Raw genomic sequence first — 26,744 nt, 5'->3', positions numbered from 1 at the left:
AATTTACAAAGGGAATAAAAGTTTACAATCCCTTAAAGAAACAACTGCATTTCATTGGTTTTTATCTTGTATAAATCTTAATTTTGTAAAGAAATCACACTTTTTAGAATAATGTTGTTCAGTCGAATATTAAGGAAAGCGTCTGCAAGTTCATCGTATATTTTTTGATGAACGTTAAAAAAATATGTAGGGAAATGCATGTAGTTTTAGAACAGCAAAATGAGGGAAAACAATTCTTTTAACATGATAAAAAAGCCACTGAATTATCCAGCAGCTTTTTCCGTGTTTTTATCGCCATGCTTTTGTTTTCTTATGCTTGTAATGTAAATGAAGAGAAAAGCAATAAGTAATAGAGAGGAGTAACGATATACAGTTGCATAGTTTGTAAAGTGAGCAATAAATCCAAAGATAATCGCTCCAGCGCCGATTCCAAGGTCAAATGCGGAGAAGAATGTAGCAGTTGCTACGCCGCGTCGATGCGGTGCTACGCGGTCAATCATCCATGCTTGTAGTGCAGGTTGGATCGCTCCAAAACCACTTCCGTAACATGCTGCAGCAATAATTAAGCTCGGAATTGTCGTCGTATACGACAATAAAATAATACCTGTAAACGTTATAATAACTCCCGGAATGATGACGAATGTATGGCCTTTCGCATCATATAGCTTTCCAGAGAATGGACGAGTCACAGCGATTGCTAGTGCGTTACATAAAAAGAAGAGACTAATATCAGCTATGCCGACTTCTGTAGCAAATAGTGTGATAAAACTTCCGATTCCTCCGTACATTAATGTAATACATAATATTAATAATGAAGGAAGTAAAGCTTTACGCTCAATAAATCCATCGAGAAAAGTACTAGATGATTGTTGTGGAGGCTGTTTCGTTTTTTGGATTTGAAGTAGTTTCGTTAATATTAATGAAACAATTGTGCACGATAATGCACATAAAAAAAGAATTGTGAAGTTATATGTTTGCATAAGCCATAGTCCGATAAGTGGACCGAGGGCCATTGCAAGTGTTCCAGAAAGACCAAAATATCCCATGCCTTCTCCGCGGCGAGCTGAGGGAATTAAATCAGAAACGACAGTTCCATATGTAGTCGTTGTAATACCGAAACCAGCTCCGTGCAAAATACGAACAGCAAGCAAGAGAAAAATAGTTGAGGCGAAAAGGTAACTGCCCATAGCGAGTAAACAGATAGCAGTACCGATCATTAAAATGATTTTTTTATTGAATTTTTGCAAGGCGTTCCCAGTTAGCGGTCTAACAAAAAGTGCCGCAACGGTAAACATGCCGACAACAAATCCGATATTTGAACTTGTGCCACCAATTTCTTTCACATAAACAGGTAAGGTTGGAATTAACATTTGAAACCCTAAAAACATACATAAGTTTGCAAAAATTAAAGCAACAAACTCTTTTGTCCATAACGGTTCTCGTTTTACGAGTATTGCTTCTCCCATATATTCATCCCCTATATAAAATTTTCTCTTTTCTTTCGAGTATATGTATTGGCCAATGCAACAGTCAAGGAAGGTGTCTTGAAAACGGATAACAATTTTTAAGGTGAAAAACTGACAAATTTGTGTAAAGGCTACACAACTATGAAAAAAAGATGTAAAGTATAGATGTATAGACTTGTAGGTGTTAAGAATGATAGAAATTGTTTTTTCTTTAAAGAAAGCGGATTCAAAGGAGTAGTGAACAAGAAGGGATATATACTTTTTCACTACATATATTTGAAAAGGTTTACAATATGATGAAGAAAGAGGCGTGTACATATGAGACGATTAGGTATTTCTATTTATCCAGAACATTCAACAGTAGAGAAAGATAAGGAGTATTTAACATTAGCAAGTAAATATGGGTTTACACGTGTGTTCACATGTTTATTATCTGTGGATGGAGAAAAAGAGAAAATTATTGAAGAATTTAAAGAAACGATCTCACATGCGAATGCATTAGGGTTCCAAGTATTAGTGGATATTAGTCCATCTGTTTTTGAACAATTAGGTATTTCGTATAATGATTTATCATTCTTCCATGAATTGGGTGCGTACGGTATTCGTTTAGATGTTGGTTTTTCAGGATTAGAAGAATCAATTATGACTTATAATCCGTATGGTTTGAAAATTGAGATTAATATGAGCAATGGTACGAAGTATGTAGATAACATTATGAGTCATAGACCAAATCGTGAAAATTTAATTGGTTGTCATAATTTTTATCCGCATCGTTATTCAGGGTTATCATACGATCATTTCATTAAATGCTCGAAACAATTTAAAGATTACGGTATGAGAACGGCTGCTTTTATTTCATCATTTGATGCAACATACGGACCTTGGCCAGTAACAGAAGGGTTATGTACATTAGAGCAGCATCGTGAATTACCGATGACAACACAGGCGAAACATTTATTCGCGACGGAATTAATTGATGATGTTATTATTGCAAACGCATATGCGTCAGAAGAAGAATTACAAGCACTAGGTGCATTAAATAAAGAGAAACAAACATTTGAGATAGAAATATATGATACAACGACAGAACTAGAAAGAATTATCGTATTAAACGAACCACATTTTTATCGCGGAGATGTATCTGAATATATGATTCGTTCTACACAAAGTCGTGTGAAATATAAAAAAGAAGAGTTTAAACCTCATAATACGCGTGAAATTAAGCGTGGGGATTTATTAATTGATAATGAACAATATGGTCAGTATAAAGGCGAATTACAAATTGCATTAAAAGATATGGTGAATACAGGAAAAACAAATGTAGTTGGTCGAATTGTAGAAGAAGAGATTTTCTTACTAGACTATTTACAAGCATGGGATAAATTCGGATTTACATTAAAGAAATAGAGAGAATATAAAGGGGAAAAACTACTGATTTCAGCAGCTTTTCCCCCTTTATATATAAAGAGCGAGAGGAAGAGCTATGACAAAGGTGCATCAGCGATTAATTTCTATTTTAGAGGAATTTTTAGAAGAGAAATCGATGTTAAATCGAGCTTTTTTAGCGGGCCGTTTACATGTATCGACGAAGACGATTCAAAAGGATATAAAATTATTAAATGATATATTGGAAGAAAACGGAGCGAAAATCGAATCGCAAAGAGGGACTGGGTACGAATTAGAAATTATAAAAAAGAAGAAATTTGAAGACTTTTGTGTGAGTCTATTTCAAAAACAGACGGAAAAGATCCCAACTTCTTATGAAGAAAGAATAGCGTACATTCTGCAGCGTGTTTTAATGACAGAGGGATATGTGAAGCTTTCAGAATTAGCGGAAGAGATGTATGTGAGCAAATCAACGGTCAATTTAATTATGAAAGATGTTACAGATATATGTGGTCGCTATAAATTACAAATTGAGAAGAGACCGTATTATGGTATACGTATTGTTGGAGAGGAATTTAATATTCGTTCTTGTTTATCACAATATGGTTTACCGCGTTATGACCATACTCCGTTTCATGAGCAATTTGAGCAGACGGAGACATATTTATCGCTACCGCATATATCACTCATTCGTTCAATTATATTAAAGTATATTGAAGGCGGAACAATATATTTATCTGATATAGAAATTGATAATTTAGTCATTCATATTGCAATCGCATTAAAGCGTTGTCAAAGTCAACATTATATGAAAGGACTGCATGCGGAGCAATCAGAACTTATAATAAAGAAAGAATATACAATTGCGAAGCAGATTTTAGGAGATTTAGAGAAAGCGTTAAAATTTTCATTTCCAGAAGAAGAAGTATTATATGTGACGATGCATTTATTAAGTACTGCTGTTACAACGAGAAATCGCTATGAAAATATAGAAGAGCTATTAGGGAAAGATATATATGCATTTATGCAACATATTCTTTTTAAAGTAGCGGAAGAACGGAATCTTATTTTTTATTATGATGAAGAATTATTATTTGGATTTGGTATTCATTTAAAAACGTTATTAAATCGTTTGAAGTATAAGTTAAATACGAGAAATCCTCTTTTGGCAGAAGTGAAAAAGAATTATCCGTATGCTTTTGAAATTGCGGTTCTCGTTGGAGATATCATTGGTGAATATACGGGTGAATCGATCCCTGAAAGTGAAATTGGTTATATTGCAATTCACTTCGGTGGAGCTATGAGCCGTTTGCAGGAGCAAAATCAAAAGAAAAGATGCTTATTAGTTTGTGCGACTGGTCAAGGAAGTGCCCAACTATTAAAATATAAAATTTTATCACAGTTCCGAGATAAATTAGAGATTGTAGGTATTACAGGCTATTATCAATTGAAAGTAGAAGATCTTTATAAAGAAAAAATAGATTGTATTATTAGTACGATTCATATACCGAGTGGCTTGCCTGTTCCAGTTATAAAAGTGAATTCAATATTTGATGATAAAGAGATTAAATCGATTGGTCAGCGGTTGTTTACGCATGTGAATACTAGTGTGCAGCCTTATATTAAGGAAGATTTAATCTTTTTAAATTATAGTGCTTCTACGAAAGAGGATGTTATTCAGTTTTTATGTGAGAAAGCTGCTGAGAAACGCTATGTACCAGAAAACTTTTATGCTTCTGTTATGGAAAGAGAAAATACGTCTCCGACAGCGGTTGGGAATTCAGTTGCGATTCCGCATCCGATGCAGTTATTAAGTGAGGAAACTTTTTTGATGTTTTGCACACTTGAAAAGGCTGTTGATTGGGGAGATAAAAAAGTACAAGTAATTATTTTATTTAGTGTAAAGCGCAATAATAATGAAGATTTGCAAAGGCTTTATGATTTTTTATATGATATTATGTCTAGTCAAACTACGATAGAGAAACTTACTCAGACCGAGGTAATTGAAGATTTTCAAGAGATTTTATTATCATTTTGAAAAAGTATATAAAAACTTCCGTTACATAACGGAAGTTTTTTATGTTTAATTGTATGCGTTTTCATAATAAGATGGAAATATAGAAAACATATAGCTTGGGGGAATTTAAAATGGCTGATATGCAAACTCCATTTGCGTTAATTTTACATGGTGGCAATGCGAGAAGTGCGGCGCTTGAAGCAATTGCTTTTGCAAGACAAGGAGATTTCGGGAATGCCGGTGAAAAGATGAAACTTGCTAGTGAGGAAATTTCAGCAGCGCATCGTATTCAAACGGATTTAATTCAAGAAGAGGCAAGAGGAAATCATGCAGAAATTAGTTTACTGTTGGTGCACGCACAAGATCATTTAATGAATGCAATTACAGTGAAAGAACTGGCTGAAGAATTTATTGCTCTTCATAAACGAGTAGAAGAGAAAGTGACCGTATAAGATGTACATTTTATTATGTTGTGCAGCAGGTATGTCAACGAGTATGGTCGTAAGAAAAATGCAAGAAGAGGCAAAGAAACAGGGGAAGAATTATAAAATTAAGGCAGTTGATTCAGAACTAGTGAAGCTTGAAATTAAGGAAGCCGATGTCGTTTTAATTGGCCCACAGGTGAAATATTTATTCCCAGCTGTAGAGTTTCTTGCAAATTCATACAATATACCAGTTGCGATTATAGACCAACGAGATTATGGCATGTGTGATGGTTTGAAGGTGCTTAAGCAAGCAGAACAATTAGTTTTAGCATAATTATATCTTTTCAAATATAAACATTATAATGTTATAAAGTTTATTTCGTTCTTTTATAGTAGAGAGAAAGAGGAGGGCTATTGATGAATGGGTTTATGAGTTTTATGGAACAAAAGATTATGCCAACAACGCAAAGAATTGCAGGACAACGACATTTATTAGCAATTCGAAACGGGGTTATTTCTACATTACCGTTAACGATCGTCGGATCATTTTTTGTTATCTTTTTAAATTTACCAATTGATGCATATATGGAATGGATCGCACCGTTTCGTCATATTTTAGATATTCCATTTCGATTTACAGTAGGACTAATGGCATTATACGCAGCGTTTGGTGTAGGGGCTTCGCTCGCGAACTTTTATCAGCTCAATCAGTTAAGTGCAGGGTTATTATCTGTACTCGCCTTTTTACTAGCATCAGTTGAACCAATTCAAATTACGAAAGCTGTACCAGGTGTTATTGATGCAGGGAGATATATTTCAGTAGGAACATTAAGTGCAACGTCTTTATTCGGCGCAATTGTTACAGCATTAATTGCAGTAGAAATTTATCATTTTATGATTAAGCATAATATCTCGATTAAATTACCAGATAGTGTACCACCAGCAGTTTCAAATTCGTTTGCAGCATTAATTCCAACATTAGCAGTTATTCTTTTATTCTGGGGCATTCGCTACGGTTTGAAATTTGATGTGAATACAACGATCACATATTTAATCGCACCATTAAAATCAGTATTAGTAGGAAATAATTTATTCGGTGGTTTATTAACAGTATTCTTAATCGTGTTTTTCTGGTCATTCGGTATACATGGACCAGCGATTTTAGGACCAATTATTCGTCCGATGTGGGATTCAGCAATTCTTGAAAATATGGAAGTATTCACGGCTACAGGAAATGCACATCAGTTACCAAACTTATTTACAGAGCAATTTATTCAATGGTTCGTATGGATTGGGGGATCAGGCTCAACGTTAGCTTTAGTAATTATGTTTATGTTCTCTAAATCTAAGTTCCTAAAAGAGTTAGGTAGATTATCATTCGTACCAGGTTTATTCAATATTAACGAACCAATTATTTTTGGGGCACCGATTGTAATGAACCCAATTCTAATTATTCCGTTCGTTATTACACCGTTAGTGACAACGACAGTATCATATTTTGCAGTTGTTTCAGGTATGATTCCACTTATGATGGCGAAACTGCCATTTACGATGTTAGCACCAATTGCAGCGGTAATTAGTACGGACTGGACAATTATGGCTGGTGTACTTGTACTTGTTAACTTTGTCATCTCATTCGTTATTTACTATCCATTCTTCAAAATGTATGAGAAACAACAATTAGCAGGAGAGGAGAAAACAGAATGCTCGGAGCAATTATCATCTTAATTACATTTGTGGTCGGACAGTGTATTGCCCATTATTCGAAATGGGTACAAAGTAAATCTTTATTAGTGTTACTACTAGTATCAGTTTTATTTATCGGTTGTTCAATGGGTGCATATGTAATGTTAGGATTGCAATCACCGTACGTAATTATTGTACCGACAATTTTATGTGCAACGTGTTTATCTGCAAAATATAGATTTACGAGCATGGCATTAATACAACGTGTGAAGGAGATGCAAAAGCATGGAGCGTAAATTAGGAATTTCACTTTATCCAGAACATTCAACGAAAGAAAAAGATATGGCTTATATTTCCGCAGCGGCACGACACGGTTTCTCAAGAATATTTACTTGTTTGTTATCTGTGAATCGTCCGAAAGAAGAAATTGTAGCTGAATTTAAAGAGATTATCAATCACGCAAAAGATAACAATATGGAAGTTATTTTAGATGTAGCTCCAGCTGTGTTTGATCAGCTTGGTATTAGTTATAGCGATCTATCATTTTTCGCAGAATTAGGCGCAGACGGTATTCGTTTAGATGTAGGTTTTGACGGATTAACGGAAGCGAAAATGACGAATAATCCGTACGGTTTAAAAATTGAGTTAAATGTAAGTAACGATATTGCGTACTTAGAAAATATTCTTTCGCATCAAGCGAATAAATCAGCTTTAATTGGTTGCCATAATTTTTATCCGCAAAAATTCACTGGTCTTCCATACGATTATTTCATTCGCTGTAGTGAACGCTTTAAAAAGCATGGTATTCGCAGTGCAGCCTTTATTACATCACATGTCGCAAACATCGGTCCATGGGATATTAACGATGGATTATGTACATTAGAAGAGCATCGTAATTTACCAATTGAAGTACAAGCGAAGCATTTATGGGCAACAGGGTTAATTGATGATGTCATTATCGGAAATGCTTATGCGAGTGAGGAAGAGTTAGAGAAACTAGGAAACTTAAATCGCTACATGTTACAGCTAAAAGTGCACTTTGTAGACGAAGCGACTGAAGTAGAGAAGAGAGCTACGCTGCAAGAATTACACGTAAGGCGCGGCGACATAACAGAGTATATGGTACGTTCTACAGAAGTACGTAAAAAGTACAAAGATTATGACTTCCCAGTGCGTGAAAGTGTGCTGCAGGAAAGAGGGCAAGTTGTAATTGGAAACAATTCATTTGGTAAGTATAAAGGTGAACTGCAAATCATTCTGAAAGAAATGCCGATAGATGAACGGAAAAATATCGTCGGTACAATTGCGGAAGAGGAGTTATTCTTACTAGATTATGTAGGAGCTTGGACGCAGTTTACTTGTGTGGAATAGGGAAGATAGGGGGCGTTCCAAATTTTGGACCGCCTTTTTAATATTAAAGTACTTTTAACGTCAAAATTTGTCGGTAAATCGATATCTCTTGTCGAATCGTTGATATATTATAAGTTACGATAGATATATTCGAAAAATCGTTGATATATTGTAGGTTACGATAGATATATTTGAAAAATCGTTGATATAATTTCATTTACTATGTTATTTTTCAGTAGTTTAATAGAGTAAAAAAAGAGCCAGTCTCAACGATGAGACTGGCTCTTTTTTATAACTAGTTTAATACTTTAACTGTAACTGTTTTACGTCCCCAGCTACTTGATGAACCTTTATCTGGCATTAAAACGTCGATTTTATTACCTTTAATAGCTCCACCAGTATCACCAGCGATTGCTACTCCGTAACCTTCAACCCATACTTTTGAACCTAATGGAATGACACTTGGATCAACTGCAATTAGTTTCATGTTTGGATTAGCTGTTAAGTTGTGGCCTAAAGCTGATTTTACTTGGTCGCCTGCTTTATAACCATTTTCAAGTGGATCTGCTGTGTAAGCTGTTGCTACAACACGTAACTCACGAGAAGATGATGGTGCACTTGTTTCAGTTTCTTTTGCAACAGGTTGTTGTGTAGCTGGTTTTTGAGCTTTAGCCGCTTCTTGAGCCTTAGCCGCTTCACGAGCTTCAGCTGCTTCTTGAGCCTTAGCTGCTTCACGAGCTTTAGCTGCCTCTTGAGCTTTAGCTGCTTCACGAGCTTTAGCTGCTTCTTGAGCCTTAGCCGCTGCTTGAGCTTCAGCATCTGCTTGAGCTTTAGCTGCTTCACGAGCTTTAGCTGCCTCTTGAGCTTTAACTTCTGCTTGAGCTTCAGCATCTGCCTGAGCTTTAGCTGCTTCTTGAGCCTTAGCTGCTTCACGAGCTTTAGCCGCTTCTTGAGCTTTAACTTCTGCTTGAGCTTCAGCTGCTTCGCGAGCTTTAGTTGCTTCCACTGCTTTAGCTTTTGCTTGAGTTTCAGCTACTTCCTGAGCTTTAGCTGCTTCACGAACTTTAGCTGTATCTTGAACTGTAGTCGTTTTTTCAACTTTAGCTACTGGTTGAACTTTAACTGGTGCTTTACCTGTTAAGTAAGGAACATGAACATAAGCTGTTTTTCCGTTATATTCAAATTGAATCCAATCATTTTGTACTTGGTGTGTTGTTTCAATTACATCATCTTTTTTCAACTTACCAAGAATCTCTGAGTCTGTGTTTGCCCCAGCACGTACGTTTAATACGTTTGCTGTTACGTAGTAAGTGTCTTTTGTATAGTCAGCGCTTATGAAAGCTTCTTTACCGCTATTCAATTGAACTTTTGACCAACCATTTTCTGTATGTAAAACATTTACTTTATATCCATCTAATAATTTTCCTACAACTTTTGATTCAGTAGTTGGGTTTTCTCGTACGTTTAGTACGTCAGTCGTTACGATTGTTTCTGCTTTAGCAGATGTTGTGAAAATCCCAAGACCAAAAACCGCTGCTGTTGCTATACCCATAAATTTTTTCATAATAGCCTCCATTGCATTTGTTTTCGTTGACCTCATTATAGCAACCATTATTTTCTTATTTGCGAAAAACATAAAATTACAAAGCTTTCGTAACGGGGCATTAATATTCTGTAACAATTCCATAAATATCCTGATAGCGCTTCCTTGTTGTTTTTTGGCGTATTAGGGCATATGAAACACAAAATGAGTAGTATTTCAATTACTGTAACGTTAATAATGTTACAGTAATATTTCTTGATGATATCTATAGCGTTACAAAAATAGCTTATTTTACTGTTTGAATGGAAATTTAGTTATGAAACGATAATCTTTTTAGGCGTGAAAATATATAAATGAGGTGAAATTTAATAAAATATCGATATAATTGTTACAAAATCAGTCGAAGTATGGAAAAAATTACGCCTTGATTTTCGTCTGTTACATAGTATTTTTGCAATAATAGAATTAGATAATAGCCTTAGTACCTATAAATAATGAAGAGTATTATAATGGTAGTTGTAACGTGAAACATATATAATAGAAGAAACTCAATTTAGTAGATAAATAAAAAACGCAGGAGTGTAAACTCCTACGTTTTTGTTTATTCATATCGTAAACATTCAATTGGATCCAGTTTGGCAGCTTTGTTAGCTGGTAGTAAACCGAATAGTATACCGATTAACATAGATAGGGCAACGGAGATAAGTCCTAGTTTTAGTGAAACGACAAGTGGCCATCCTGCAAACATTGCGACAATCCATGCGAAGAAGATTCCAAGCATAAATCCGACAAAACCACCTAATGCTGTTAAAATGCAAGCTTCGATTAAGAATTGCATTAATACTTTACCACGTGTTGCACCTAATGCTTTACGAATACCAATTTCGCGTGTACGCTCTGTTACAGATACTAGCATAATGTTCATTACACCAATACCACCTACAAGTAAGGAAATAGCGGCAATACCACCGAATACACTTTTTAATATACCTGTGAAGCTATCAATTTCTTTTAAGAATTCTTGTGGATCTGGTACTTCAAATTTACCTGAATGCTCTGGTTTTTTTGCTTCATTTAATGATTTTACAACTGCTTCTTGAACAGTTTCCTTATCTTGACCAGGAGCAATTTTTACCGTTACAGAATCGTAGTTGTTTTTCCCGAATAGTACAGGCCAGTTTTCTGCTGAAATGACACCTTCTTTAAATGTCATGCCACCCATCATTGCTTTTATTGAATATACGCCAACTACTTTGTATGGTGTACCTTTTATATCTACATATAAGTTTGGTTCCCATGAAGAATATAATTTATCAAAAGCATCTGTATTTAATACAATTGTGTGTTCAGGTCTGTCTAAATCAGCTGCTGTTAAAAATCTGCCGTGCTCAAGTTTGAATTTAGATGTATCTTCAAAATAATCACCTTTTGCACCGGTAATATCAAGATCTAATTCTTTTTTTCCTGCATATACTTTTTCTTTTCCTTTTACATCTGGATAAACTTCTTGCACACCAGAAATTTTGGATATACTTTCATACATGCTTGAGGAAATTTTGCCGTCCATATCTGAGTAATCTTCTGTCTTATAATTTACAGAAAACTGATCTTTTTTTTCATTCCCGATTTGTTCGCGGAACTTTGCGTTTGTTCCATCCCCAATCGAGATAATAGTAATGATGGCACTAACCCCAATAATAATACCTAGCATCGTTAATATAGAACGCATTTTATGAGCAAAGATAGAGGAAAGGGCCATGCGTATATTTTCACTCGTATTCAAAATTAACCTCTCCAATCTTGGACGATATTTCCGTCACGAATTACAATTTGACGTGCTGCAGCTTCCCCGATTTCACGGTCATGGGTAATCATAATGATTGTTGAGCCTTGTTTATTTAATTCGTAAAAGAGGTCCATAATTTGTGTACTTGTTTTCGTATCAAGTGCTCCCGTCGGTTCATCGGCTAAAATGAATTTCGGGTTATTTACGATTGCGCGGGCAACGGCGACACGTTGCTTTTGACCACCGGATAATTCGTTCGGTAAGTGAGTAGCGCGATCAGCTAAACCGACTTTTGTTAAAGCGGCTAATGAGCGCTCGCGTCTTTCTTTTTTATCGACTCCAGCGTAAATAAGAGGTAGTTCTACATTTTGAAGCGCTGTAAGTCTCGGTAATAACATGAAGTTTTGGAATACGAATCCGATCTCTTTATTACGTACGTGTGCAAGTTCTGTTTCAGTCATGTTTGAAATATTTTGACCGGCTAGTTCGTACGTACCTGTCGTCGGTTTATCTAAGCAACCGATAATGTTCATTAGTGTTGATTTACCAGAACCAGAAGGTCCCATAATTGAAGTGAATTCTCCTTGGTTCAGTGTTACGTCAATTCCGTGTAATATTTGAACGGACTCTGCACCATTTTGGAAGGATTTCGTGATGCCTTTTAAGTTAATCACTGGGCGACAACCTCCATACCATCTTTTAAGTCTTTTTCAGGTTTAGAGATAATTTCCTCTCCTTTTTTCACTCCAGAAACTTTTGCTTCGCTATCAGTCTCGAATTCAACAGTAACTGCTTGTTCTTTCGCCTTACCGTCTTTTACAACGAAGACAACATTTTTGTCACCTTTTTTCACGATACTGCTTTTCGGAACAATTGTACCAGTTGCTTCGCCAGATTTACTTGTTACGTAAACGTGGAAGCCGTTTTGTAATTCGTCACTATTATCTAATGTGACAGTGAATTGATAGTTAGAAACAGTTTTATTTTCATCCATGCTCTTTAATGGTGTAGAACCGATTTCTGTTACTTTTCCTGTCCAAGTCTTACCAGCGACAGTTTTTGATGAAACAGTTACTTCTTGCCCAACTTTCATACTAGCAAGCTCATATTCAGAAATTTGACCTTTTACTTTAAATTGACCAGCGTGACGAAGAGTAATTCCGCTCATACCTGTTTTTTCGTCAGTAGTTTTTACGATATCATCAATTACGCCATCAGCAGGACTTGTTACAGAAAGATTGTTTACTTTCTCTTTTGCTGCTTTAATCATTTCATCAGCTTTTTCAACTTCAAACTTTTTCATTTCAATTTGTGATTCTAATTGCCCAACTTCGGCTTCTGATGCTTTTAATGCTTCAGCAGGAAGGCCTGCATTTTTATCTTTTTGTAATTTTTGTTTCGCTACATCAATTTGTTTTTGGAGCAACGTTACTTCTTTTTGTGCGATTTTCTTTTGCATTTCTGCTTCTGTTACACCTTGTTTCGCAGTCGGATCATTGTATTTAAATAGAAGCTGACCTTTTTTCACTTCATCGCCTTTTTTCACAGCTAATTCATATGTTCCTTTTGTTGGATCGAATGAAATAGTTTCAATTCCATTTGGAATAACTTCGCCACCAAATTTTTGCGCGTTTTGGATTTGTTTTTCGGTTACTTTATATCCGCTATATGCCATTGCTACATCTGAACCGCCACCAGCAAATGCAAAGTATGATCCAGCTGCAATTCCGATTGCTACTACACTAGTAATTAACACTTTATTTTTCTTCTTCATCTATTTATCACCTTTTCGTTCGTTTTAGTATCTACATTAAGTATAGAAGAGGTAAAGAATCTGACAAATCGTTTTAGCTTACAATAACCTTACAGTTTTGTAAGGTATGAATATGTAAATGTAAGGTAGAGGTTGTCCTAGTGTAAGCAAATGAATTGACTCGTCGTTTCTTTCTTACAATAATATTGTATGGAGGAAAGGAGGAAGGAAGATGGAAGCTTATTTTAGCGCACACCCATTAAAACCATTTATTCCATACTCAAGGCAACATGCCCTTATATTATTTATTATGTTGGTGGGGATATTTTTTCTGTATCAATACCAAGATGTATTACGTCAAAGTGAGTGGAATATAACGGTTCGATATGCAATTGCATTTTTATTTATAGGTAGTGAAATTGGGCTTCATATGTGGGAGTGGAAAGCGGGGATTTTTGAGCTAGCTACTTCATTACCGTTTGAATTATGTACGATTAGTTTATTATTAGCGTCGATTATGATCGTAACGAAAAGTTACCGCATATATGAGATTGTATTTTTCACGGGAATTATTGGTGCATCACAAGCTATTTTAACGCCAAACTTGCAGTATGCTTTTCCGCATTTTCGTTTCATTGAATATTTTATCGCGCATATATTGCTCATTTGGGCACCACTCTTTATGACTTGGGTGGAAGGCTATAGACCGACCTTGCAATCTATTAAGCGTACGATGATATTTTTAAACATATTGATTCCGCTTGTTTCGTTTGTGAATTATAAAACAGGCGGTAATTATATGTTTTTAGCTCATAAGCCAGAAACAGCTTCATTACTCGATATGTTAGGACCGCATCCTTACTATATTATTTCATTAGAACTCGCAGCGCTTATTGGGTGTTTTATTTTGTATATGCCGTTTGCAAAAAGAGAAAGGCATGCGCATAAAGAATCACTAGGATCATAACCTAGTGATTTTTTATGTTTGAATATTTACAATTCAGAAAATTAAGAATAAAATTAGAGAGTAAAATATAAAGAGAGAGAAGGGAAAACGTGGTCAAAAAAGTTTTTCTGAATGGGATGGAAGTGACAATTCAATTTATTATTTCGATTTTGGGGATTATTATGTTAGGGGCTCTGCCGAAATTGTTTTATGGATTTAAGCTGGATGTATCAAAGTACATACAGAGTTTAAAAGAAGTATTTGTGAACTTAATGGATATTTCCAATTTGCAATATGTGAAAGGTAAATTTTTATTTCCGCAGCTGTTCGTCCATTATAAAGAAACGATTATTATTTTTTTAGCTGCTTTTTTTATTTCATTATTTGTAGCATTTTGTATTGTTTATGTAATTATGAGTAGTTCACCGCGTATACAACATCGAATTAAATCATTTCTTATCTTCCTAGAATCTATTCCAGATATCCTTCTTATTTTAGTATCACAAATTTTAGTTATATGGTTTTTTAAACAAACAGGTTTTTTACCTTTTCAAATTGCTTCAATTGGAGGCGAGTCAATTAGAGGATTGCCGATACTTTGTTTGAGCATCCCGACTACGATTATGTTTGTAAAAATGGTCGTGCTTCGTTTTGAAAATGAACTAGAAAAAGATTATGTACTATTTGCTAAGGCGAAAGGGCTGGGGCGCTTTCATATTTTAAATCGTCATATTTTACGAAATGTGTTGCTTAGTACATTATTCTTTGCGAAAACGAATATCTTTTTTATGTTATCTAATTTATATATTATAGAATGGATTTTTAATACGGGTGGTATTTTTATGTTTTTGAAATCTTATTTTGGTATTAGAGTTGAGGTTTTCATCGTTAGTGTGCTTCTTATATATATTCCGATTTTTATTTTATTTAAATTGTTTCATTATCTCATTCCGGCTGCGATGAAGGAGAGATTATAATATGTGGACGTATATAAAACGTGATAAAAGATTTTGGATAAGCATTGGGTTTCTTCTCCTATTAGTTCTTTTGAGCATCGGAAATACGTTATGGAATGATGGACATATTAGACAAGTTACATTGCAATATGATGCGGATGAAAATCCACAAGTGCCACCGTTTCCACCTTCATTACAATTTTTACTCGGGACAGACCGGAAAGGGTATGACCTGTTACATTTAGTCATTGAGGGCGCGAAGTGGACGATTGGTATATCTATTTTAATTGCGGCACTTAGAATGGTAATAGGTGTGTTCTTTGGTGTTGTACTTGGAACATATGTAAAAAGAGGTTTTTCAAAAATTGAGGCTTTTTTTGATAGTTTTACAGTTATTCCGACAGTTATGATTGCGTACTTTTTTCTTCAATTTGCAAGTACATTTGGAAGCGGGGAGGAAACAACAACCTTTTTTGAAAGGGCTTCGTTTCAAGTTGTCTTACTTGTAATGCTTGTAATGCCAGTTATTGCACTGTATGTTGCGAAGGAAGTTCGTAAATTGCGAACGGAGGAATTTGTTGATGCCGCACGCATATTAGGTGGATCGAGAAGACATATTGTTATAAAGCATCTTTTCCCGCACCTTTATATGACGTTTATACTTGTATTTTTTCAGCAGTTTACGCAGACTCTTACTATTTTACTGCACTTAGGGTTACTAGAAATATTCTTTGGCGGAACGGTTAAGTTTTTAGGACCGATAGAAGAAATAGAATCTTACACACATGAATGGTCAGGGCTAATTGGAGTCTATTTTAGATCTTTAACAGTGCATCCATGGATTCCTCTCGTCCCAATTACATTTTTCGGGCTTACCATTTTTTCAGGAAATATGATTGTAAAAAGTCTAGAAGAGGCGATGTTGAAAGTTCGATTAGGGGGAGAGATAACGAAGGAAGTTGTAGAAGAGGAACAATCTGCTGTACAGTCAAAGGAAGAGTTGTTTACGTTTAAACATACGATGTGAAGAGAAAAAGAAGCAAGCATGGATTTCATGCTTGCTTCTTTTTACTTTGCAGAAACTTCACCTTCAGCTTCTGTTTGCGGAATAAAGTATCCGATTATACCACCAATTATTGCTGGAACGATCCAGCCGATTCCTAAGTTATAAAAAGGAATCGTGTGTACGATATTAGCGATAAAACTTGGTATCATTCCCACATTATCAAGTGCATGAATACAGCTAATAATGAATGCTGCGATCATTGCTCCGATGTAGACAGAAGGTTTACGTTTCGTATATTTATCGATAAATGATACGAAAATTAAAATGATTGTAATTGGGTACAAAATAATTAATACAGGTAGTGTGATTTTAATTAATAAGCTTAATCCTAAGTTTGAAATAACGAAACTAAAGATACAAACGTATAGTACGAGCTTTTTGTAAGAAACATTTGTTAATACTGTTGCGAAATAGTTGGCGAATGCACTTACAACACCAATTGCTGTTGTTAAACAAGCGAAGATAATGGCGATACTTAATAAAACATTACCGCTTGTCCCAAAGAATTGGTACATAACAGTTGCTAATAGTTGACCACCGTTCTCGAATTGTCCCAAGTTTCCGTTTGAAGCTCCGATATAACCGAGTAAGAAGTAAACAATTGTTAAGAATAGAGCAGCGATACTTCCGCAAATGATTGTATATTTCGCGATAGATTTCTTCTCTTGTATACCGTTTTGACGAATTGCATTTACAACAATTGTTGATAGTACGAGAGCGCCAATTGCATCTAACGTTAAAAATCCTTCAAGAAATCCTTTGAAAAATGGGATGTCTTTATAGTCACCGATAGGCTCTGCAAACGTTCCTGGTGAAAGAATCGCTTTTGTTGCCATAATTGCAATAATTACAAGTAAAATTGGCGTTAATATTTTACCAATATGATCTACTAGCTTGGATGGATTTAATGATAAGAAGTAAACGACTGTAAAGAAAATCGCACTAAAAACTAACATAGAATACCATTGATCTGGGAAAAGTGGTGCAATCCCAATTTCATAAGATACAGATCCAGTTCGTGGAATAACAAATAGTGGGCCGATTGAAAGATAAATAATGATAGCGAATACTGCTGCGAATTTTGGATGAACACGGCTCGCTAAAGTGTTAAAACTACCACCAGCAAGGGCAACAGCAACGATAGCAAGTAAAGATAAACCGACGTCTGTAATAATAAACCCTGTAATGGAAACCCACATATTTTCTCCGGAAGAAAGACCAAGAAGGGGCGGGAAAATCATATTACCAGCACCGAAGAAAACTGCGAATAGTAATAAACTAATCGAAAGTATTTGCGCTGGTTTCAAAGTTGTACGCATATAAAGAAAATCCTCCTAATGAGTATTTTTGTCGAAAATTCAAATAATTTGTCGAGTAACTGTTATTATTTTAAAGGTCTGATGACTAGAAAGCAATAGGGAATTTTGAAAAAATTAAAAAATAATGCATTAAATCGAATAAATATACTATTTGTATGTTTAATAGGGAGGATTTAACTTTTAACGTAAAAAAACACATATCGCTAGGATATGTGTATTAAAAATATATTTTTCTATCGCGTTCTTCTTTTAAAATTTCAACGGCTTCTCGGAAGCGTTGTGAATGGACAATTTCTCGTTCGCGTAAAAAGCGTAAGCTGTCATTTATGTCGGGATCGTCAGATTGGTTGATAAGCCATTGATATGTGGCACGCGCTTTTTCTTCAGCCGCAATATCTTCGTATAGGTCGGCAATTGGATCACCTTTAGCTTGTATATAGGTTGCAGTAAATGGAACACCAGCTGCGTTATGGTAATGAAGTGCGCTGTCATGATCGACGTAATGAGGGTCGAGACCAGCTGCCTTCATCTGTTCAGGAGTCGCATCTTTTGTCAGCTTATAAACCATCGTAGCAATCATTTCAAGATGCGCAAATTCTTCTGTACCAATATCGGTAAGGAGGCCAATGACTTTATCCGGGATTGTATAACGCTGATTTAAGTAACGTAGTGCAGCAGCTAATTCTCCATCTGCACCACCGTATTGCTCAATTAATAATTTTGCAAGTGCTGGATTACAAGTTCCTACTTTAACAGGGTATTGTAATTTTTTTTCATAAATCCACATAGTTTCTCTCCTTTATATTTGCCATGGCCAAGGACCTTTGCTCCATTCCCAAGGGGCATTAGAATAGCTATTTCCATACTGTTGAAGCGGTCCATATTTTTCTTCCATCTGTTGTTTTAATACTCTTCGTTTATAGGAAAAATCATTAAATTGGTTAATAGCTGCTGTATCGTCTGGGTGGGTGTCTAAGTAAAGGGTTAGTTCAACTAATACAAAGTCTAATTCTTGGAGATTCTCTAAAAGTCGATAATACTCTTCTGGTAGTGGCTGGTTCACGTCAGTAGTCACCGCCCTTTTTTATAAGGATTTTCGTAATAATCATAAAAGATAGGCCATAAGGTTCCTTTTTGTAGTGCTTCTTTCGGTGAGAATTGTGGTAAATTTGGCGGTTGAAAACCTAAATATAAATTAGGAGGGGTAGAGTAATATTTTTTACCAATAGGAGGACAAGGATCTTGAGGACTATGATATGGCACATATGATTTCATATATTTATCCATTAATAAACCTCCCTATATTCTTCATCACTACGTATTGTATTCAGACATAATAGGCCTTTATGACACATATAAAAAAGTAATAGGTACGGGGGGAATGAATGTGGAGAATGTGAAACAATTCATTGTATTGGAAGTGAAAAACTTAAAGGAAACGTTGTATTTTTACGAAGGGATTTTAGGAATCAAACCTAGTTTAGAAAGACCGCAATTAGATGTAACAGGGGTTTGGTATGATGCTGATTCAATGAGAGTTAGTTTTGTAATGAATCGTAGTTTGGGTGGGCGTGAGAAGAGTGTTACGGATTCGGTTGATGTACTAATGTTTTCAATTTCTAACATAGAGAATTTAAAGAAGAGGTTAGTGTTTTATAAAATTGCATATACAGAAAACAAAAGTGAGAAGAGTATTGTAGTACAAGACCCAGATGGATATAAACTTCAAGTGATAGAGAAGGATGAATAAACGGAGGCGATTTAGTGGAGAGGAATTATGAAGAAAGTGCGTTGTTTGAGCATCAATTTTGGCTAAGGGTGCTTACTGATCATTCGCAATTTTTACTTGATGCATTAGCTCCGAAGGAAAAAGAGGATATAAAGAAGGCCACATATTTTCTTGAAACATTTACGAATCTTTTAAATAAAGTTCATAATGTGAATCTCATTGCATTTTCAAAAGAGGCAGAACGAGCCGCAAAGGAAATACGAACGTTTAAATTAAGCATTATACAGAAACAACTCGAGGGAAAAATCACTATTCATTTTACGCCGACTTTCATCAATCATATGGTAAACGAAGTAGAAGAATATATAACGGTGTTAGAATTTTTAAAGAAAGGAGAAGTTCCGCCTGTTTTTCATGAATTACATTATCATCTCGTTTGGTTAACGGATGCGGCTGGTCATGCAGGCTCTATTTCTAGTGGATTAGATCTTGTTGAAAAAAGATTAAAAGAGAAAAGTGAAGAATTTACGAAGCACTTTGAACAATTTTACTTAAAGGCAGTTGAGATGACAGGTTATTTACGGACAGAGCTTCATCATTTTCCTGCATTAAAGAAGTTTACAAAAGATGTTTCACTTGAGTTAAAATTATTTTCGCATTTTCTCCATGAGGTTGAAGAGATGGAGTTATCGAATGAAATATTAAGTGCGTTATCTGCTAGAATGGCGGATCATATGGCAAGAGAAGAATGTTATTACTTATTAAAATTAGCACAATCTTCTGGACTTGAGATGCCAAAATGTAATCCGCTTTAAAGAAAAAAGAGGTCAATTTTATTTGGCCTCTTTTTCTGTTTTATTGTCTCTTTTTATTTTTGCTTGTTCAATACTTGCCTGTAATGTCTCCATAATATTGATGATGTTTGGAGCAGGAGAGATGGTTTCGGTTTTTTCCTGTTGTTCAATTTTATTTTCGATTAATTCGGTAAGGGCTTCTTTATATTCATCTGTATATAACTCTTGTTCGAAAGGGTTTGTAAGATGGTGGATTAAATTAATTGCTGCGGTGAGTTCTTGTTTTTGAATCGGATAATTTTCGTTACTTGGTAAGTTAGGTGTATTTGTTATATCGCGAATTTCATTAGGGTAGTGAATAGTTTGCAACATAAGCCCATCTTCAAAGTTACGGATAATAGCTAAATGTTGTTTTTTTCTAATGGAAATATGGATAAGACCAAGTTTATTCGTACGTTCAAGAGCTTCTTTTAATAATAAATACGATTTTTCGTGTCCTGGAGTAGGGCCTATAAAATAAGAACGATCATAGAGAACAGAATCAATTTCGTTATTTTGGATAAAAGATATAATACGAATAGATCGGGGTTCGTGAGCTTTTTGCAACGTAGCTAATTCTTTTTCATCCATAATAATGTACTTATGAGGGGCGTATTCATAGGCTTTTACAATATCTTTATCATCAATTTCTTCATCCGTACAATCGGGAGCAAATTTTTTATATTTAATAGGTGTTAAGCATTCTTTATGGAGACTTAAAAATTTTATATCGTTTTCTTCTACGGCACTGTATAGTTTGATTCCTATATTTAATAGTCCAAGTGAAAGCGCGCCTTTCCATACGGTATGCAAATGAAATCTCTCCTTTCATTCAAAAATGATTATGTATATTATGAGATAGTAAGAAATTTCCTATACGTTTTTTGTTTTTATGGAAGGGTAAGCAGAAGGGCTTGGGATATAAAATATATTGACAAGCCCTCAAAAATATTTTAATGTGATTGTATAAAATTGTGTATATAAAGGGGAGTAACTTATTACAGTAAAGTCGTCATTACAGGGAGAAACCCTCGGCTTTATTGGCAACGTTTCGTTGTTAGTGAGACCTTTACCAGCAATGGTAAAGGCCCCTTATTGTCTTTTTTAGGACCCTTACCATATTTGGTAGGGGCCTTTTTGTATACAAGGAGAGGAGATATAAAAATGAAAAAACTTATTAGTAGATTAAGAGTTGTATTTCATGTTCGCCGATTTGTTCCATTCCTATTTGACTTTTTCACTTCAAAAGAGGTTTCAATAAAGAAGAAAATTTTATCTATTGCGTTTTTAGTTGGTTATGTTGCGATGCCGCTCGATTTAATTCCAGACTTCTTACCGTTTATCGGTATTTTAGATGATATTGGAATTGTATTATTTATTTTGAACCGAATTGTAAAAATGGCGCCAGTTCAATTACAAGAAAAGCATAACGTAAACGTAGGATAGGAGTTGGGGTAGAAAATATGGAGCAAATTATTTTAGATATAATCGAGTTTTTAAAGCAATTTTCTTATTTTGGAGTTGTGTTAGCATTAACGTTTGAATTTATTCCAGCAGAAGTAGTTTTGCCCATGGTTGGTTATTGGGTGTACGAGGGAGATATGAATTTTTGGCTTGCTGTATTAGCCGGAACCCTCGGCGGAACGACAGGACCTTTAACGTTATATGCACTCGGTTATTACGGTGGTCGTCCTCTATTAATAAAATACGGGAAATACTTCTTCATTAAAGAAGAACAAATTCAAAAAGCAGATGATTTCTTTGAGAAATATGGACCGGTTGTAGCATTTGTTGGACGCTTTGTGCCAGGAGTTCGAACGCTTATTTCTGTTCCATGTGGTATGGCGAAAATGAACATATGGAAATTTAGCATATATACATTTGTAGCAATGTTCCCGTTAACGACTTTGTATGTTTATTTTGGAATGAAATTAGGTCCACATTGGGAAAAAGCAGCGGATGTTGTTGGGCAATATATGTTACCGATATTAGGAGGCGTTATTCTTATCGTTGCTAGTATCTTTGTCTATAAATATATGAAGAAAAGAAATAAAACGGAATCTATTTAGTCATTTGAATATTTTTTGAAAATAGATGAATAGTACAGGCAAAAGACTCTGAGGGACATACACATATAGGGAATATGAAAGAGAGAAGGGAAATAACTATGTCTTGTGAGTGCTCAGGGGCAGCATTAACTTGTTGTCCAGATAAAAATTATGTACAAGATAAAGTGTGTAGTCCGTGGTCTGCTACTGTAGTTGCAACAGCAATTGATAATGTTCTTTATACAAATAATATTAACCAAAACGTAGTGGGGACTGGTTTTGTTAAATATGATGTTGGACCAGGACCAATTACTGTAGAGGCGCTTGATTCTGTTGGTACTGTAATAGATACACAAACATTAAACCCGGGAACGAGTATCGGGTTTACGTATCGGCGTTTTGACATTATACAAGTTGTGTTACCTGCAACACCTGCTGGAACGTATCAGGGAGAATTTTGTATTACAACACGTTATCCACTTTCATAGCAGAATAGGAGAGGATCAAAATGGGAATGAGAAGTTCCAGTTTGTCTTGTTGTTCTAATAAAACGCTTGTACAAGATCAAGTATGTACAGACTGGTTTATTACAGGTGCGGGTACTCAAATTGTATATACAAATAATATCACGCAAGAAGTATATGGTTCAGGTTACGTAAAATATGATGTAGGTGCGGCTCCAATTACAGTTGATTTTTTAGTAGGTGCTACAGTAGTTGATACAATTACTGTACAACCGCAAAGTAGTGGTACTTTCACTGTACGATATTTTACGACTGTTCGAATTACTACAACAGGAACAACTGTTAATCAAGGAGAGTTTTGTATTACAGTACGTTATCCAATCTCATAAAAAGCATACCGTGAACGGTATGCTTTTTATATTAAGGAAATAATGAAATTGGTATTCTATAAGTAACATGTAAATTCGCAACAGTACTTGCCTTCTAAATATAGTGAAGGATTATGTTGGATATTAGCAATACTAACTGACTGTAGGTCTTTTCCTGTGTACGATATTGTATTACCAGGAAACACAGTGAAAATATTGGTTACTGTTCCAACGATTTGAATTGTAATTGCTTCGTTGCTGCTAGTACTATTGTAAACCGAGACAGTACCTGATATAAGTAGTATCCCATCACTTTGCCATAGTATCATTGATTGTGATGCATCTTTGGCAGAGGAGATGGTGTTATTAGTTATGAGGAAATTCCCTGCAAATTCATTTGTTACACGCTCGCAATTTGGATTTGGAGGAGGGGGCGGTGGACAAGGGTCTGGACAAATAATAGATAAAGGAGCGAAACAGCCGATATTTTTTTTATTCTTCAATACAACCCCTCCTTTTAAGTTGTCTTTTATTACTATTAAATGTAAAAGCATGGCCGATGTGTTAAAAAAGAAGGAAATATTAAAAATTAAGATTGTCTAATAGGCTTAAACCTTAACTTATCATTAGTGTTATAGAAAAGATTATATGTGAATAGTCATAGGAAAAGAATGATCAGACTCTTTTAGACAAAAGGTGGTTGTATAAAGTAGTACGAGTAATGTTGGACTTAATTTCTAATTAACTGTATATTTACAAAAATCTAATAAAGTTCATTTTTTATTTAAACGACATTAACATGTATTAGATAAAATAGCCCTTGTAATGAATCAATTATTATGAGGAGGATTCACGTGGACAGAAATGCTTTAAGAAAAGTAAAAGGCCTTATTGGATTATTAATGGTTTTTGTATTAGCATTCGTATCATTTCCGTGGAGTACATCAGTCAAGGCGGAAGAGAAAAAGCAGGAAAAGGCATCAAGTGAGAAGAAGATAGTTTTTCCAGTTGTAAGTGATGTACATATTAAAAATAGTGGAACAGATGATACGTTTCGCTGGAAACGAGCGATTGAACAGCTCAATACGCTTGCACCAAAGCAAGATGCATTTGTTATCGTAGGTGATTTCACAGATACAGGGTCACTGCAGCAATATGATCGTTTCATGCAAGTTTATAATGAAAATGCAAATAAAGATGCAGTACGAATGAATTCTCTTGGTAACCATGATTATTGGAACGGTTTATCTGTAGAGGGCGCACAGAAGCGTTTCTTAGAAAAAACAGGAATGGAATCAATTTATTATCATAAAGTGGTGAAAGGGTATCACTTCCTTGTTATGTCGCCAGAAAATGGGACAACACACGGATATTATTCAGATAAGCAAATTAATTGGTTAAAAGAAGAGATGGCGAAAGCCCAAAAAGATGACCCAGAAAAACCAATTTTCGTATTTTTACATCAACACATTAAAGAGACAGTATACGGTAGTCATGAATGGGGAACACAAGATAGTGCAAAAATTAATGCGGTATTAAAAGAATATCCGCAGGCTATTACTTTTTCAGGTCATTCACATTATCCGTTAGATGATCCAAGATCGATTCATCAAAAAGACTTTACATCAGTTGGTACATCTTCTATAAGTTATATGGAAGTTGAAGGTGGTAAAGTACAAGGGAATATCCCCCCAGGAGCTAGCACATTAAGCCAAGGTTTATTAGTAGAAGTAGATGATGAAGAAGTAACGATTAATCGTCGTGATTTCCATACAAATTCTTGGACAGGTGAGCCTTGGAAAATTAAATTACCAGCAAAGAAAGAAACTTTTACACATGTAGAAGATCGTGATAAAGAAAAACCATCTTTTTCGACAGATGCGAAGTTATCAGTATCAAATGTAACAGAAAATGCAGCAACAGTAACATTCCCACAAGCATTGGACAATCTTCTTGTTCACTCTTATCGTGTACAAGCTAGAGATAAGCAAACGGGAGAAATAAAGAATAAATTGTTAGCATTCTCAGAGTTTTATCGTGATCCAGTGCCGAAAGATCTTACGTTTACACTGGCAGGGTTAGATGGCGGGAAAACATATACACTTGAAGTTGTTGCAATTGATTCGTTTGGTAATGAAAGTGCGCAGCCTTTAACGGCAGAAATTACTACGAAAAAAGATAATATTGATCCGAATGTAAAAGTGCCAAAGGCTGATGTTTTCGATGTGAATTTTGCAGATGGTACATTTAAAGACAATTCACCATTTGGTACAAAAGGTGATGTGAAGGGCAATGTGACTATTGAATATGATAAAGCATTGAAAAAGAATGTTATGAAGTTAAACGGACAATCTAATACATTTGGATACCTTCCATTTTCAGCAGCACAAAAAGAGAAAGTAGTAAATACATTTACGTTAGAAACGGTATTTTCAATGAATCAAATCCGTGGCCAAGGTATTTTGCAAAATACAGAGAGCGGCGGAATTGGATTTGAGTCTACAGGAAGTGGATATGTTGAATTATGGGCTCACATTGGTGGCAGCTATAAACGTGTTGGAGTTCAATTAGAAGCGAACAAAACGTATCATTTAACAGGAACGTATAACGGAAGTGAAGTAGCTATTTATGTCGATGGTAAAAAAGTAAATAGCCAACCAGCTACAGGGAAAGTGTATCATCCAAATGTACCATTTGCACTTGGAGCGGATCCTGATAGCAATGGAAATGGTGGCATTCCGTTAAATGGACAAATCGCGCTTGCGAAATTATATAGTAAAGCGTTAAGTTCTTCAGAAGTATTAGCAGCGTACAATGAGTTTTCTAACCGTACGAAATTAGAGCAAGTGAACGCGTTATATGAAGAGCTTGGAAAAGGGAAAGAAGTGTTAGCTGGTACGTATGAGTTTGGTGATAAGCCAGGTCAATATTCAAAGGAAGCATTTCAAGAACTAGAGAAAAGCTATAATAATGCAAAACAAGTGTTTGAAAATGTAGGGAGCACGGGAAAGCAAATCGTTCAAACATATAACGAATTAAAAACAGCTAATGTAACATTTGTACAATCTAAAGTAGTAGAACAACCGAAAACACCGAAAGAAAAATTACAAATCAATATTGAATCTGCAAAAGTAGTAGTGAAAAAAGCGCAAGATGCAAATGTAACGGACGGTTCAGTGAAAGCACTGAGTCAAAAAATTACAGTGGCCGAAGCTGTAGTGAAAGATGTAAAAGTAAAAGATACACAGGTAGAAACAATGAATCGTACGATGGAATATGCAATTTCACTCGTTGAAAAAAGCATAAACAAGTAAGAGAGAAGAAAAGAAGCTTATCATGATAGGCTTCTTTTTTGTTATACTAAAAATAGCATAGAATAAAGGAGCGAATAATTTGGAACAGAAAAAGCTAAAAAGAATTCTTGAATATGTATGGATCGCGGTTGTGCTCCTTGTAGGATATTATTTCTTAAAAGAAAAAAGTATATGGGTTTTATTTTTAATGACGTTTTTATTAGCGGGTTTAGGCACGTTATTTATTAATTTCTTCTTTGATAGTTTAAATGCCTGGAAGAATAAAAAGAAGGGAACGAAGTAAAGGAGG

General features: G+C 35.1%; 29 protein-coding genes. 18 read left to right on the top strand and 11 right to left on the bottom strand.

Translation table 11 applies throughout. The features are described 5' to 3' along the window. Nucleotides 1-263: 263 nt before the first annotated feature. Nucleotides 264-1,466 carry an MFS transporter gene (locus ACTFO4_RS17490; protein WP_000503245.1) on the bottom strand — a complete coding sequence of 401 codons (1,203 nt, stop codon included), beginning with the start codon at nucleotides 1,464-1,466 and terminating at the stop codon, nucleotides 264-266. A gap of 318 nt (nucleotides 1,467-1,784) precedes the next feature. Here ACTFO4_RS17490 and ACTFO4_RS17485 point away from each other — a divergent pair, with 318 nt between their 5' ends. The 7 genes from ACTFO4_RS17485 to ACTFO4_RS17455 all read left to right on the top strand — a co-directional run bounded on the left by ACTFO4_RS17485 (nucleotide 1,785) and on the right by ACTFO4_RS17455 (nucleotide 8,351). After that, complete coding sequence (locus ACTFO4_RS17485; protein WP_061456817.1) at nucleotides 1,785-2,873, top strand: DUF871 domain-containing protein; 1,089 nt, start codon at nucleotides 1,785-1,787, stop codon at nucleotides 2,871-2,873. 76 nt (nucleotides 2,874-2,949) lie between these two features. Continuing rightward, the gene (locus tag ACTFO4_RS17480) at nucleotides 2,950-4,890 is read left to right on the top strand and encodes a BglG family transcription antiterminator (RefSeq protein WP_119682986.1); all 1,941 of its coding nucleotides are present in this window, start codon (nucleotides 2,950-2,952) and stop codon (nucleotides 4,888-4,890) included. A gap of 110 nt (nucleotides 4,891-5,000) precedes the next feature. Further along, on the top strand, nucleotides 5,001-5,321 hold the full coding sequence (locus tag ACTFO4_RS17475; protein ID WP_000774631.1) for a PTS lactose/cellobiose transporter subunit IIA: 321 nt from the start codon (nucleotides 5,001-5,003) through the stop codon (nucleotides 5,319-5,321). 1 nt (nucleotide 5,322) lies between these two features. Next, complete coding sequence (locus ACTFO4_RS17470) at nucleotides 5,323-5,628, top strand: PTS sugar transporter subunit IIB (RefSeq protein WP_000275642.1); 306 nt, start codon at nucleotides 5,323-5,325, stop codon at nucleotides 5,626-5,628. Nucleotides 5,629-5,711: 83 nt separating this feature from the next. Then, complete coding sequence (locus tag ACTFO4_RS17465; protein WP_001013065.1) at nucleotides 5,712-7,022, top strand: PTS sugar transporter subunit IIC; 1,311 nt, start codon at nucleotides 5,712-5,714, stop codon at nucleotides 7,020-7,022. Further along, the gene (locus ACTFO4_RS17460; protein ID WP_000900048.1) at nucleotides 6,998-7,276 is read left to right on the top strand and encodes a hypothetical protein; all 279 of its coding nucleotides are present in this window, start codon (nucleotides 6,998-7,000) and stop codon (nucleotides 7,274-7,276) included. The genes ACTFO4_RS17465 and ACTFO4_RS17460 overlap by 25 nt, the downstream gene beginning before the upstream one ends. Further along, complete coding sequence (locus ACTFO4_RS17455) at nucleotides 7,266-8,351, top strand: DUF871 domain-containing protein (protein WP_000440054.1); 1,086 nt, start codon at nucleotides 7,266-7,268, stop codon at nucleotides 8,349-8,351. Before ACTFO4_RS17460 ends, ACTFO4_RS17455 begins: the two co-directional genes overlap by 11 nt. A 274-nt stretch (nucleotides 8,352-8,625) precedes the next feature. Here ACTFO4_RS17455 and entC read toward each other — a convergent pair whose 3' ends face one another. The 4 genes from entC to ACTFO4_RS17435 all read right to left on the bottom strand — a co-directional run bounded on the left by entC (nucleotide 8,626) and on the right by ACTFO4_RS17435 (nucleotide 13,433). Further along, complete coding sequence (entC, locus tag ACTFO4_RS17450) at nucleotides 8,626-10,017, bottom strand: cell wall-binding protein EntC (RefSeq protein ID WP_017673126.1); 1,392 nt, start codon at nucleotides 10,015-10,017, stop codon at nucleotides 8,626-8,628. Nucleotides 10,018-10,474: 457 nt separating this feature from the next. After that, nucleotides 10,475-11,632, bottom strand: coding sequence for an ABC transporter permease (locus ACTFO4_RS17445; protein ID WP_002197439.1), 1,158 nt, complete (start codon nucleotides 11,630-11,632; stop codon nucleotides 10,475-10,477). Nucleotides 11,633-11,658: 26 nt separating this feature from the next. After that, complete coding sequence (locus ACTFO4_RS17440; protein WP_000609104.1) at nucleotides 11,659-12,333, bottom strand: ABC transporter ATP-binding protein; 675 nt, start codon at nucleotides 12,331-12,333, stop codon at nucleotides 11,659-11,661. Then, nucleotides 12,330-13,433, bottom strand: a complete 1,104-nt coding sequence (locus ACTFO4_RS17435) for an efflux RND transporter periplasmic adaptor subunit (RefSeq protein WP_000728808.1) — start codon at nucleotides 13,431-13,433, stop codon at nucleotides 12,330-12,332. The genes ACTFO4_RS17440 and ACTFO4_RS17435 overlap by 4 nt, the downstream gene beginning before the upstream one ends. Nucleotides 13,434-13,644: 211 nt before the next feature. On the opposite strand from ACTFO4_RS17435, the gene ACTFO4_RS17430 reads away from it, so the two are divergent. The 3 genes from ACTFO4_RS17430 (at nucleotide 13,645) to ACTFO4_RS17420 (ending at nucleotide 16,341) form a co-directional block, all read left to right on the top strand. Continuing rightward, a complete protein-coding gene (locus ACTFO4_RS17430) occupies nucleotides 13,645-14,379 on the top strand; it encodes a YwaF family protein (RefSeq protein WP_000388698.1) in 735 nt (244 codons plus the stop codon). 89 nt (nucleotides 14,380-14,468) lie between these two features. Next, nucleotides 14,469-15,335, top strand: a complete 867-nt coding sequence (locus ACTFO4_RS17425) for an ABC transporter permease subunit (protein WP_000239670.1) — start codon at nucleotides 14,469-14,471, stop codon at nucleotides 15,333-15,335. 1 nt (nucleotide 15,336) lies between these two features. Then, nucleotides 15,337-16,341, top strand: a complete 1,005-nt coding sequence (locus tag ACTFO4_RS17420) for an ABC transporter permease (RefSeq protein ID WP_061456818.1) — start codon at nucleotides 15,337-15,339, stop codon at nucleotides 16,339-16,341. A 41-nt stretch (nucleotides 16,342-16,382) separates the two neighbouring features. Here the strand turns inward: ACTFO4_RS17420 and brnQ2 are convergent, their stop codons facing one another. The 4 genes from brnQ2 to ACTFO4_RS17400 all read right to left on the bottom strand — a co-directional run bounded on the left by brnQ2 (nucleotide 16,383) and on the right by ACTFO4_RS17400 (nucleotide 18,986). Next, a complete protein-coding gene (gene brnQ2, locus ACTFO4_RS17415; protein ID WP_001260934.1) occupies nucleotides 16,383-17,699 on the bottom strand; it encodes a branched-chain amino acid transport system II carrier protein BrnQ2 in 1,317 nt (438 codons plus the stop codon). A gap of 217 nt (nucleotides 17,700-17,916) precedes the next feature. Beyond that, on the bottom strand, nucleotides 17,917-18,486 hold the full coding sequence (gene cotJC, locus ACTFO4_RS17410; protein ID WP_000265278.1) for a spore coat protein CotJC: 570 nt from the start codon (nucleotides 18,484-18,486) through the stop codon (nucleotides 17,917-17,919). 12 nt (nucleotides 18,487-18,498) lie between these two features. Next, entirely contained in the window at nucleotides 18,499-18,762 is a 264-nt protein-coding gene (cotJB, locus tag ACTFO4_RS17405; RefSeq protein ID WP_001075543.1) for a spore coat protein CotJB, read from the bottom strand. Between the two features lie 8 nt (nucleotides 18,763-18,770). Then, nucleotides 18,771-18,986 carry a spore coat associated protein CotJA gene (locus tag ACTFO4_RS17400; protein ID WP_000362187.1) on the bottom strand — a complete coding sequence of 72 codons (216 nt, stop codon included), beginning with the start codon at nucleotides 18,984-18,986 and terminating at the stop codon, nucleotides 18,771-18,773. A 34-nt stretch (nucleotides 18,987-19,020) separates the two neighbouring features. On the opposite strand from ACTFO4_RS17400, the gene ACTFO4_RS17395 reads away from it, so the two are divergent. After that, entirely contained in the window at nucleotides 19,021-19,449 is a 429-nt protein-coding gene (locus ACTFO4_RS17395) for a VOC family protein (RefSeq protein ID WP_162900579.1), read from the top strand. Nucleotides 19,450-19,463: 14 nt separating this feature from the next. Then, nucleotides 19,464-20,243, top strand: a complete 780-nt coding sequence (locus tag ACTFO4_RS17390) for a DUF2935 domain-containing protein (protein ID WP_000440993.1) — start codon at nucleotides 19,464-19,466, stop codon at nucleotides 20,241-20,243. Between the two features lie 18 nt (nucleotides 20,244-20,261). Here the strand turns inward: ACTFO4_RS17390 and ku are convergent, their stop codons facing one another. Further along, a complete protein-coding gene (gene ku / locus ACTFO4_RS17385) occupies nucleotides 20,262-21,074 on the bottom strand; it encodes a non-homologous end joining protein Ku (RefSeq protein WP_000557741.1) in 813 nt (270 codons plus the stop codon). A gap of 351 nt (nucleotides 21,075-21,425) precedes the next feature. Here ku and ACTFO4_RS17380 point away from each other — a divergent pair, with 351 nt between their 5' ends. From ACTFO4_RS17380 to ACTFO4_RS17365, 4 genes are all read left to right on the top strand, one after another. Continuing rightward, nucleotides 21,426-21,707, top strand: coding sequence for a YkvA family protein (locus ACTFO4_RS17380; RefSeq protein ID WP_000733844.1), 282 nt, complete (start codon nucleotides 21,426-21,428; stop codon nucleotides 21,705-21,707). 17 nt (nucleotides 21,708-21,724) lie between these two features. After that, nucleotides 21,725-22,330 (top strand): DedA family protein, encoded by a 606-nt coding sequence (locus ACTFO4_RS17375; protein ID WP_000435017.1) that lies wholly within the window; start codon nucleotides 21,725-21,727, stop codon nucleotides 22,328-22,330. A gap of 98 nt (nucleotides 22,331-22,428) precedes the next feature. Further along, the gene (locus ACTFO4_RS17370) at nucleotides 22,429-22,797 is read left to right on the top strand and encodes a DUF3992 domain-containing protein (RefSeq protein WP_440013956.1); all 369 of its coding nucleotides are present in this window, start codon (nucleotides 22,429-22,431) and stop codon (nucleotides 22,795-22,797) included. Nucleotides 22,798-22,817: 20 nt separating this feature from the next. After that, nucleotides 22,818-23,162 (top strand): DUF3992 domain-containing protein, encoded by a 345-nt coding sequence (locus ACTFO4_RS17365; protein WP_000525805.1) that lies wholly within the window; start codon nucleotides 22,818-22,820, stop codon nucleotides 23,160-23,162. A gap of 56 nt (nucleotides 23,163-23,218) precedes the next feature. Here ACTFO4_RS17365 and ACTFO4_RS17360 read toward each other — a convergent pair whose 3' ends face one another. Beyond that, entirely contained in the window at nucleotides 23,219-23,644 is a 426-nt protein-coding gene (locus tag ACTFO4_RS17360; protein ID WP_002183319.1) for an S-Ena type endospore appendage, read from the bottom strand. A gap of 351 nt (nucleotides 23,645-23,995) precedes the next feature. On the opposite strand from ACTFO4_RS17360, the gene ACTFO4_RS17355 reads away from it, so the two are divergent. Beyond that, nucleotides 23,996-26,455, top strand: a complete 2,460-nt coding sequence (locus ACTFO4_RS17355) for an FN3 and LamG domain-containing metallophosphoesterase family protein (RefSeq protein WP_326234542.1) — start codon at nucleotides 23,996-23,998, stop codon at nucleotides 26,453-26,455. Between the two features lie 79 nt (nucleotides 26,456-26,534). Further along, complete coding sequence (locus tag ACTFO4_RS17350) at nucleotides 26,535-26,738, top strand: hypothetical protein (RefSeq protein WP_000435797.1); 204 nt, start codon at nucleotides 26,535-26,537, stop codon at nucleotides 26,736-26,738. Nucleotides 26,739-26,744 lie beyond the last annotated feature (6 nt).

The organism is Bacillus cereus group sp. MYBKT14-1 (genome assembly GCF_051915185.1).
In the GTDB taxonomy this organism is placed as follows: Bacteria; Bacillota; Bacilli; order Bacillales; family Bacillaceae_G; genus Bacillus_A; species Bacillus_A cereus.
This window is presented reverse-complemented; position numbering and strand designations above follow the sequence as displayed.

What these genes read in the sequence shown, in the direction of transcription:
- brnQ2 (WP_001260934.1), bottom strand. Translation starts at nt 17,699, where the DNA reads ATGCGTACAACTTTGAAACCAGCGCAAATACTTTCGATTAGTTTATTA.
- ACTFO4_RS17430 (WP_000388698.1), top strand. Translation starts at nt 13,645, where the DNA reads ATGGAAGCTTATTTTAGCGCACACCCATTAAAACCATTTATTCCATAC.
- ACTFO4_RS17365 (WP_000525805.1), top strand. Translation starts at nt 22,818, where the DNA reads ATGGGAATGAGAAGTTCCAGTTTGTCTTGTTGTTCTAATAAAACGCTT.
- ACTFO4_RS17455 (WP_000440054.1), top strand. Translation starts at nt 7,266, where the DNA reads ATGGAGCGTAAATTAGGAATTTCACTTTATCCAGAACATTCAACGAAA.
- ACTFO4_RS17400 (WP_000362187.1), bottom strand. Translation starts at nt 18,986, where the DNA reads ATGGATAAATATATGAAATCATATGTGCCATATCATAGTCCTCAAGAT.
- ACTFO4_RS17420 (WP_061456818.1), top strand. Translation starts at nt 15,337, where the DNA reads ATGTGGACGTATATAAAACGTGATAAAAGATTTTGGATAAGCATTGGG.
- ACTFO4_RS17380 (WP_000733844.1), top strand. Translation starts at nt 21,426, where the DNA reads ATGAAAAAACTTATTAGTAGATTAAGAGTTGTATTTCATGTTCGCCGA.
- ACTFO4_RS17485 (WP_061456817.1), top strand. Translation starts at nt 1,785, where the DNA reads ATGAGACGATTAGGTATTTCTATTTATCCAGAACATTCAACAGTAGAG.
- ACTFO4_RS17445 (WP_002197439.1), bottom strand. Translation starts at nt 11,632, where the DNA reads ATGGCCCTTTCCTCTATCTTTGCTCATAAAATGCGTTCTATATTAACG.
- ACTFO4_RS17375 (WP_000435017.1), top strand. Translation starts at nt 21,725, where the DNA reads ATGGAGCAAATTATTTTAGATATAATCGAGTTTTTAAAGCAATTTTCT.
- ACTFO4_RS17475 (WP_000774631.1), top strand. Translation starts at nt 5,001, where the DNA reads ATGGCTGATATGCAAACTCCATTTGCGTTAATTTTACATGGTGGCAAT.
- ACTFO4_RS17370 (WP_440013956.1), top strand. Translation starts at nt 22,429, where the DNA reads ATGTCTTGTGAGTGCTCAGGGGCAGCATTAACTTGTTGTCCAGATAAA.
- ACTFO4_RS17460 (WP_000900048.1), top strand. Translation starts at nt 6,998, where the DNA reads ATGCTCGGAGCAATTATCATCTTAATTACATTTGTGGTCGGACAGTGT.
- ACTFO4_RS17490 (WP_000503245.1), bottom strand. Translation starts at nt 1,466, where the DNA reads ATGGGAGAAGCAATACTCGTAAAACGAGAACCGTTATGGACAAAAGAG.
- ACTFO4_RS17435 (WP_000728808.1), bottom strand. Translation starts at nt 13,433, where the DNA reads ATGAAGAAGAAAAATAAAGTGTTAATTACTAGTGTAGTAGCAATCGGA.
- ACTFO4_RS17465 (WP_001013065.1), top strand. Translation starts at nt 5,712, where the DNA reads ATGAATGGGTTTATGAGTTTTATGGAACAAAAGATTATGCCAACAACG.
- cotJC (WP_000265278.1), bottom strand. Translation starts at nt 18,486, where the DNA reads ATGTGGATTTATGAAAAAAAATTACAATACCCTGTTAAAGTAGGAACT.
- entC (WP_017673126.1), bottom strand. Translation starts at nt 10,017, where the DNA reads ATGGAATTGTTACAGAATATTAATGCCCCGTTACGAAAGCTTTGTAAT.
- ACTFO4_RS17470 (WP_000275642.1), top strand. Translation starts at nt 5,323, where the DNA reads ATGTACATTTTATTATGTTGTGCAGCAGGTATGTCAACGAGTATGGTC.
- ACTFO4_RS17480 (WP_119682986.1), top strand. Translation starts at nt 2,950, where the DNA reads ATGACAAAGGTGCATCAGCGATTAATTTCTATTTTAGAGGAATTTTTA.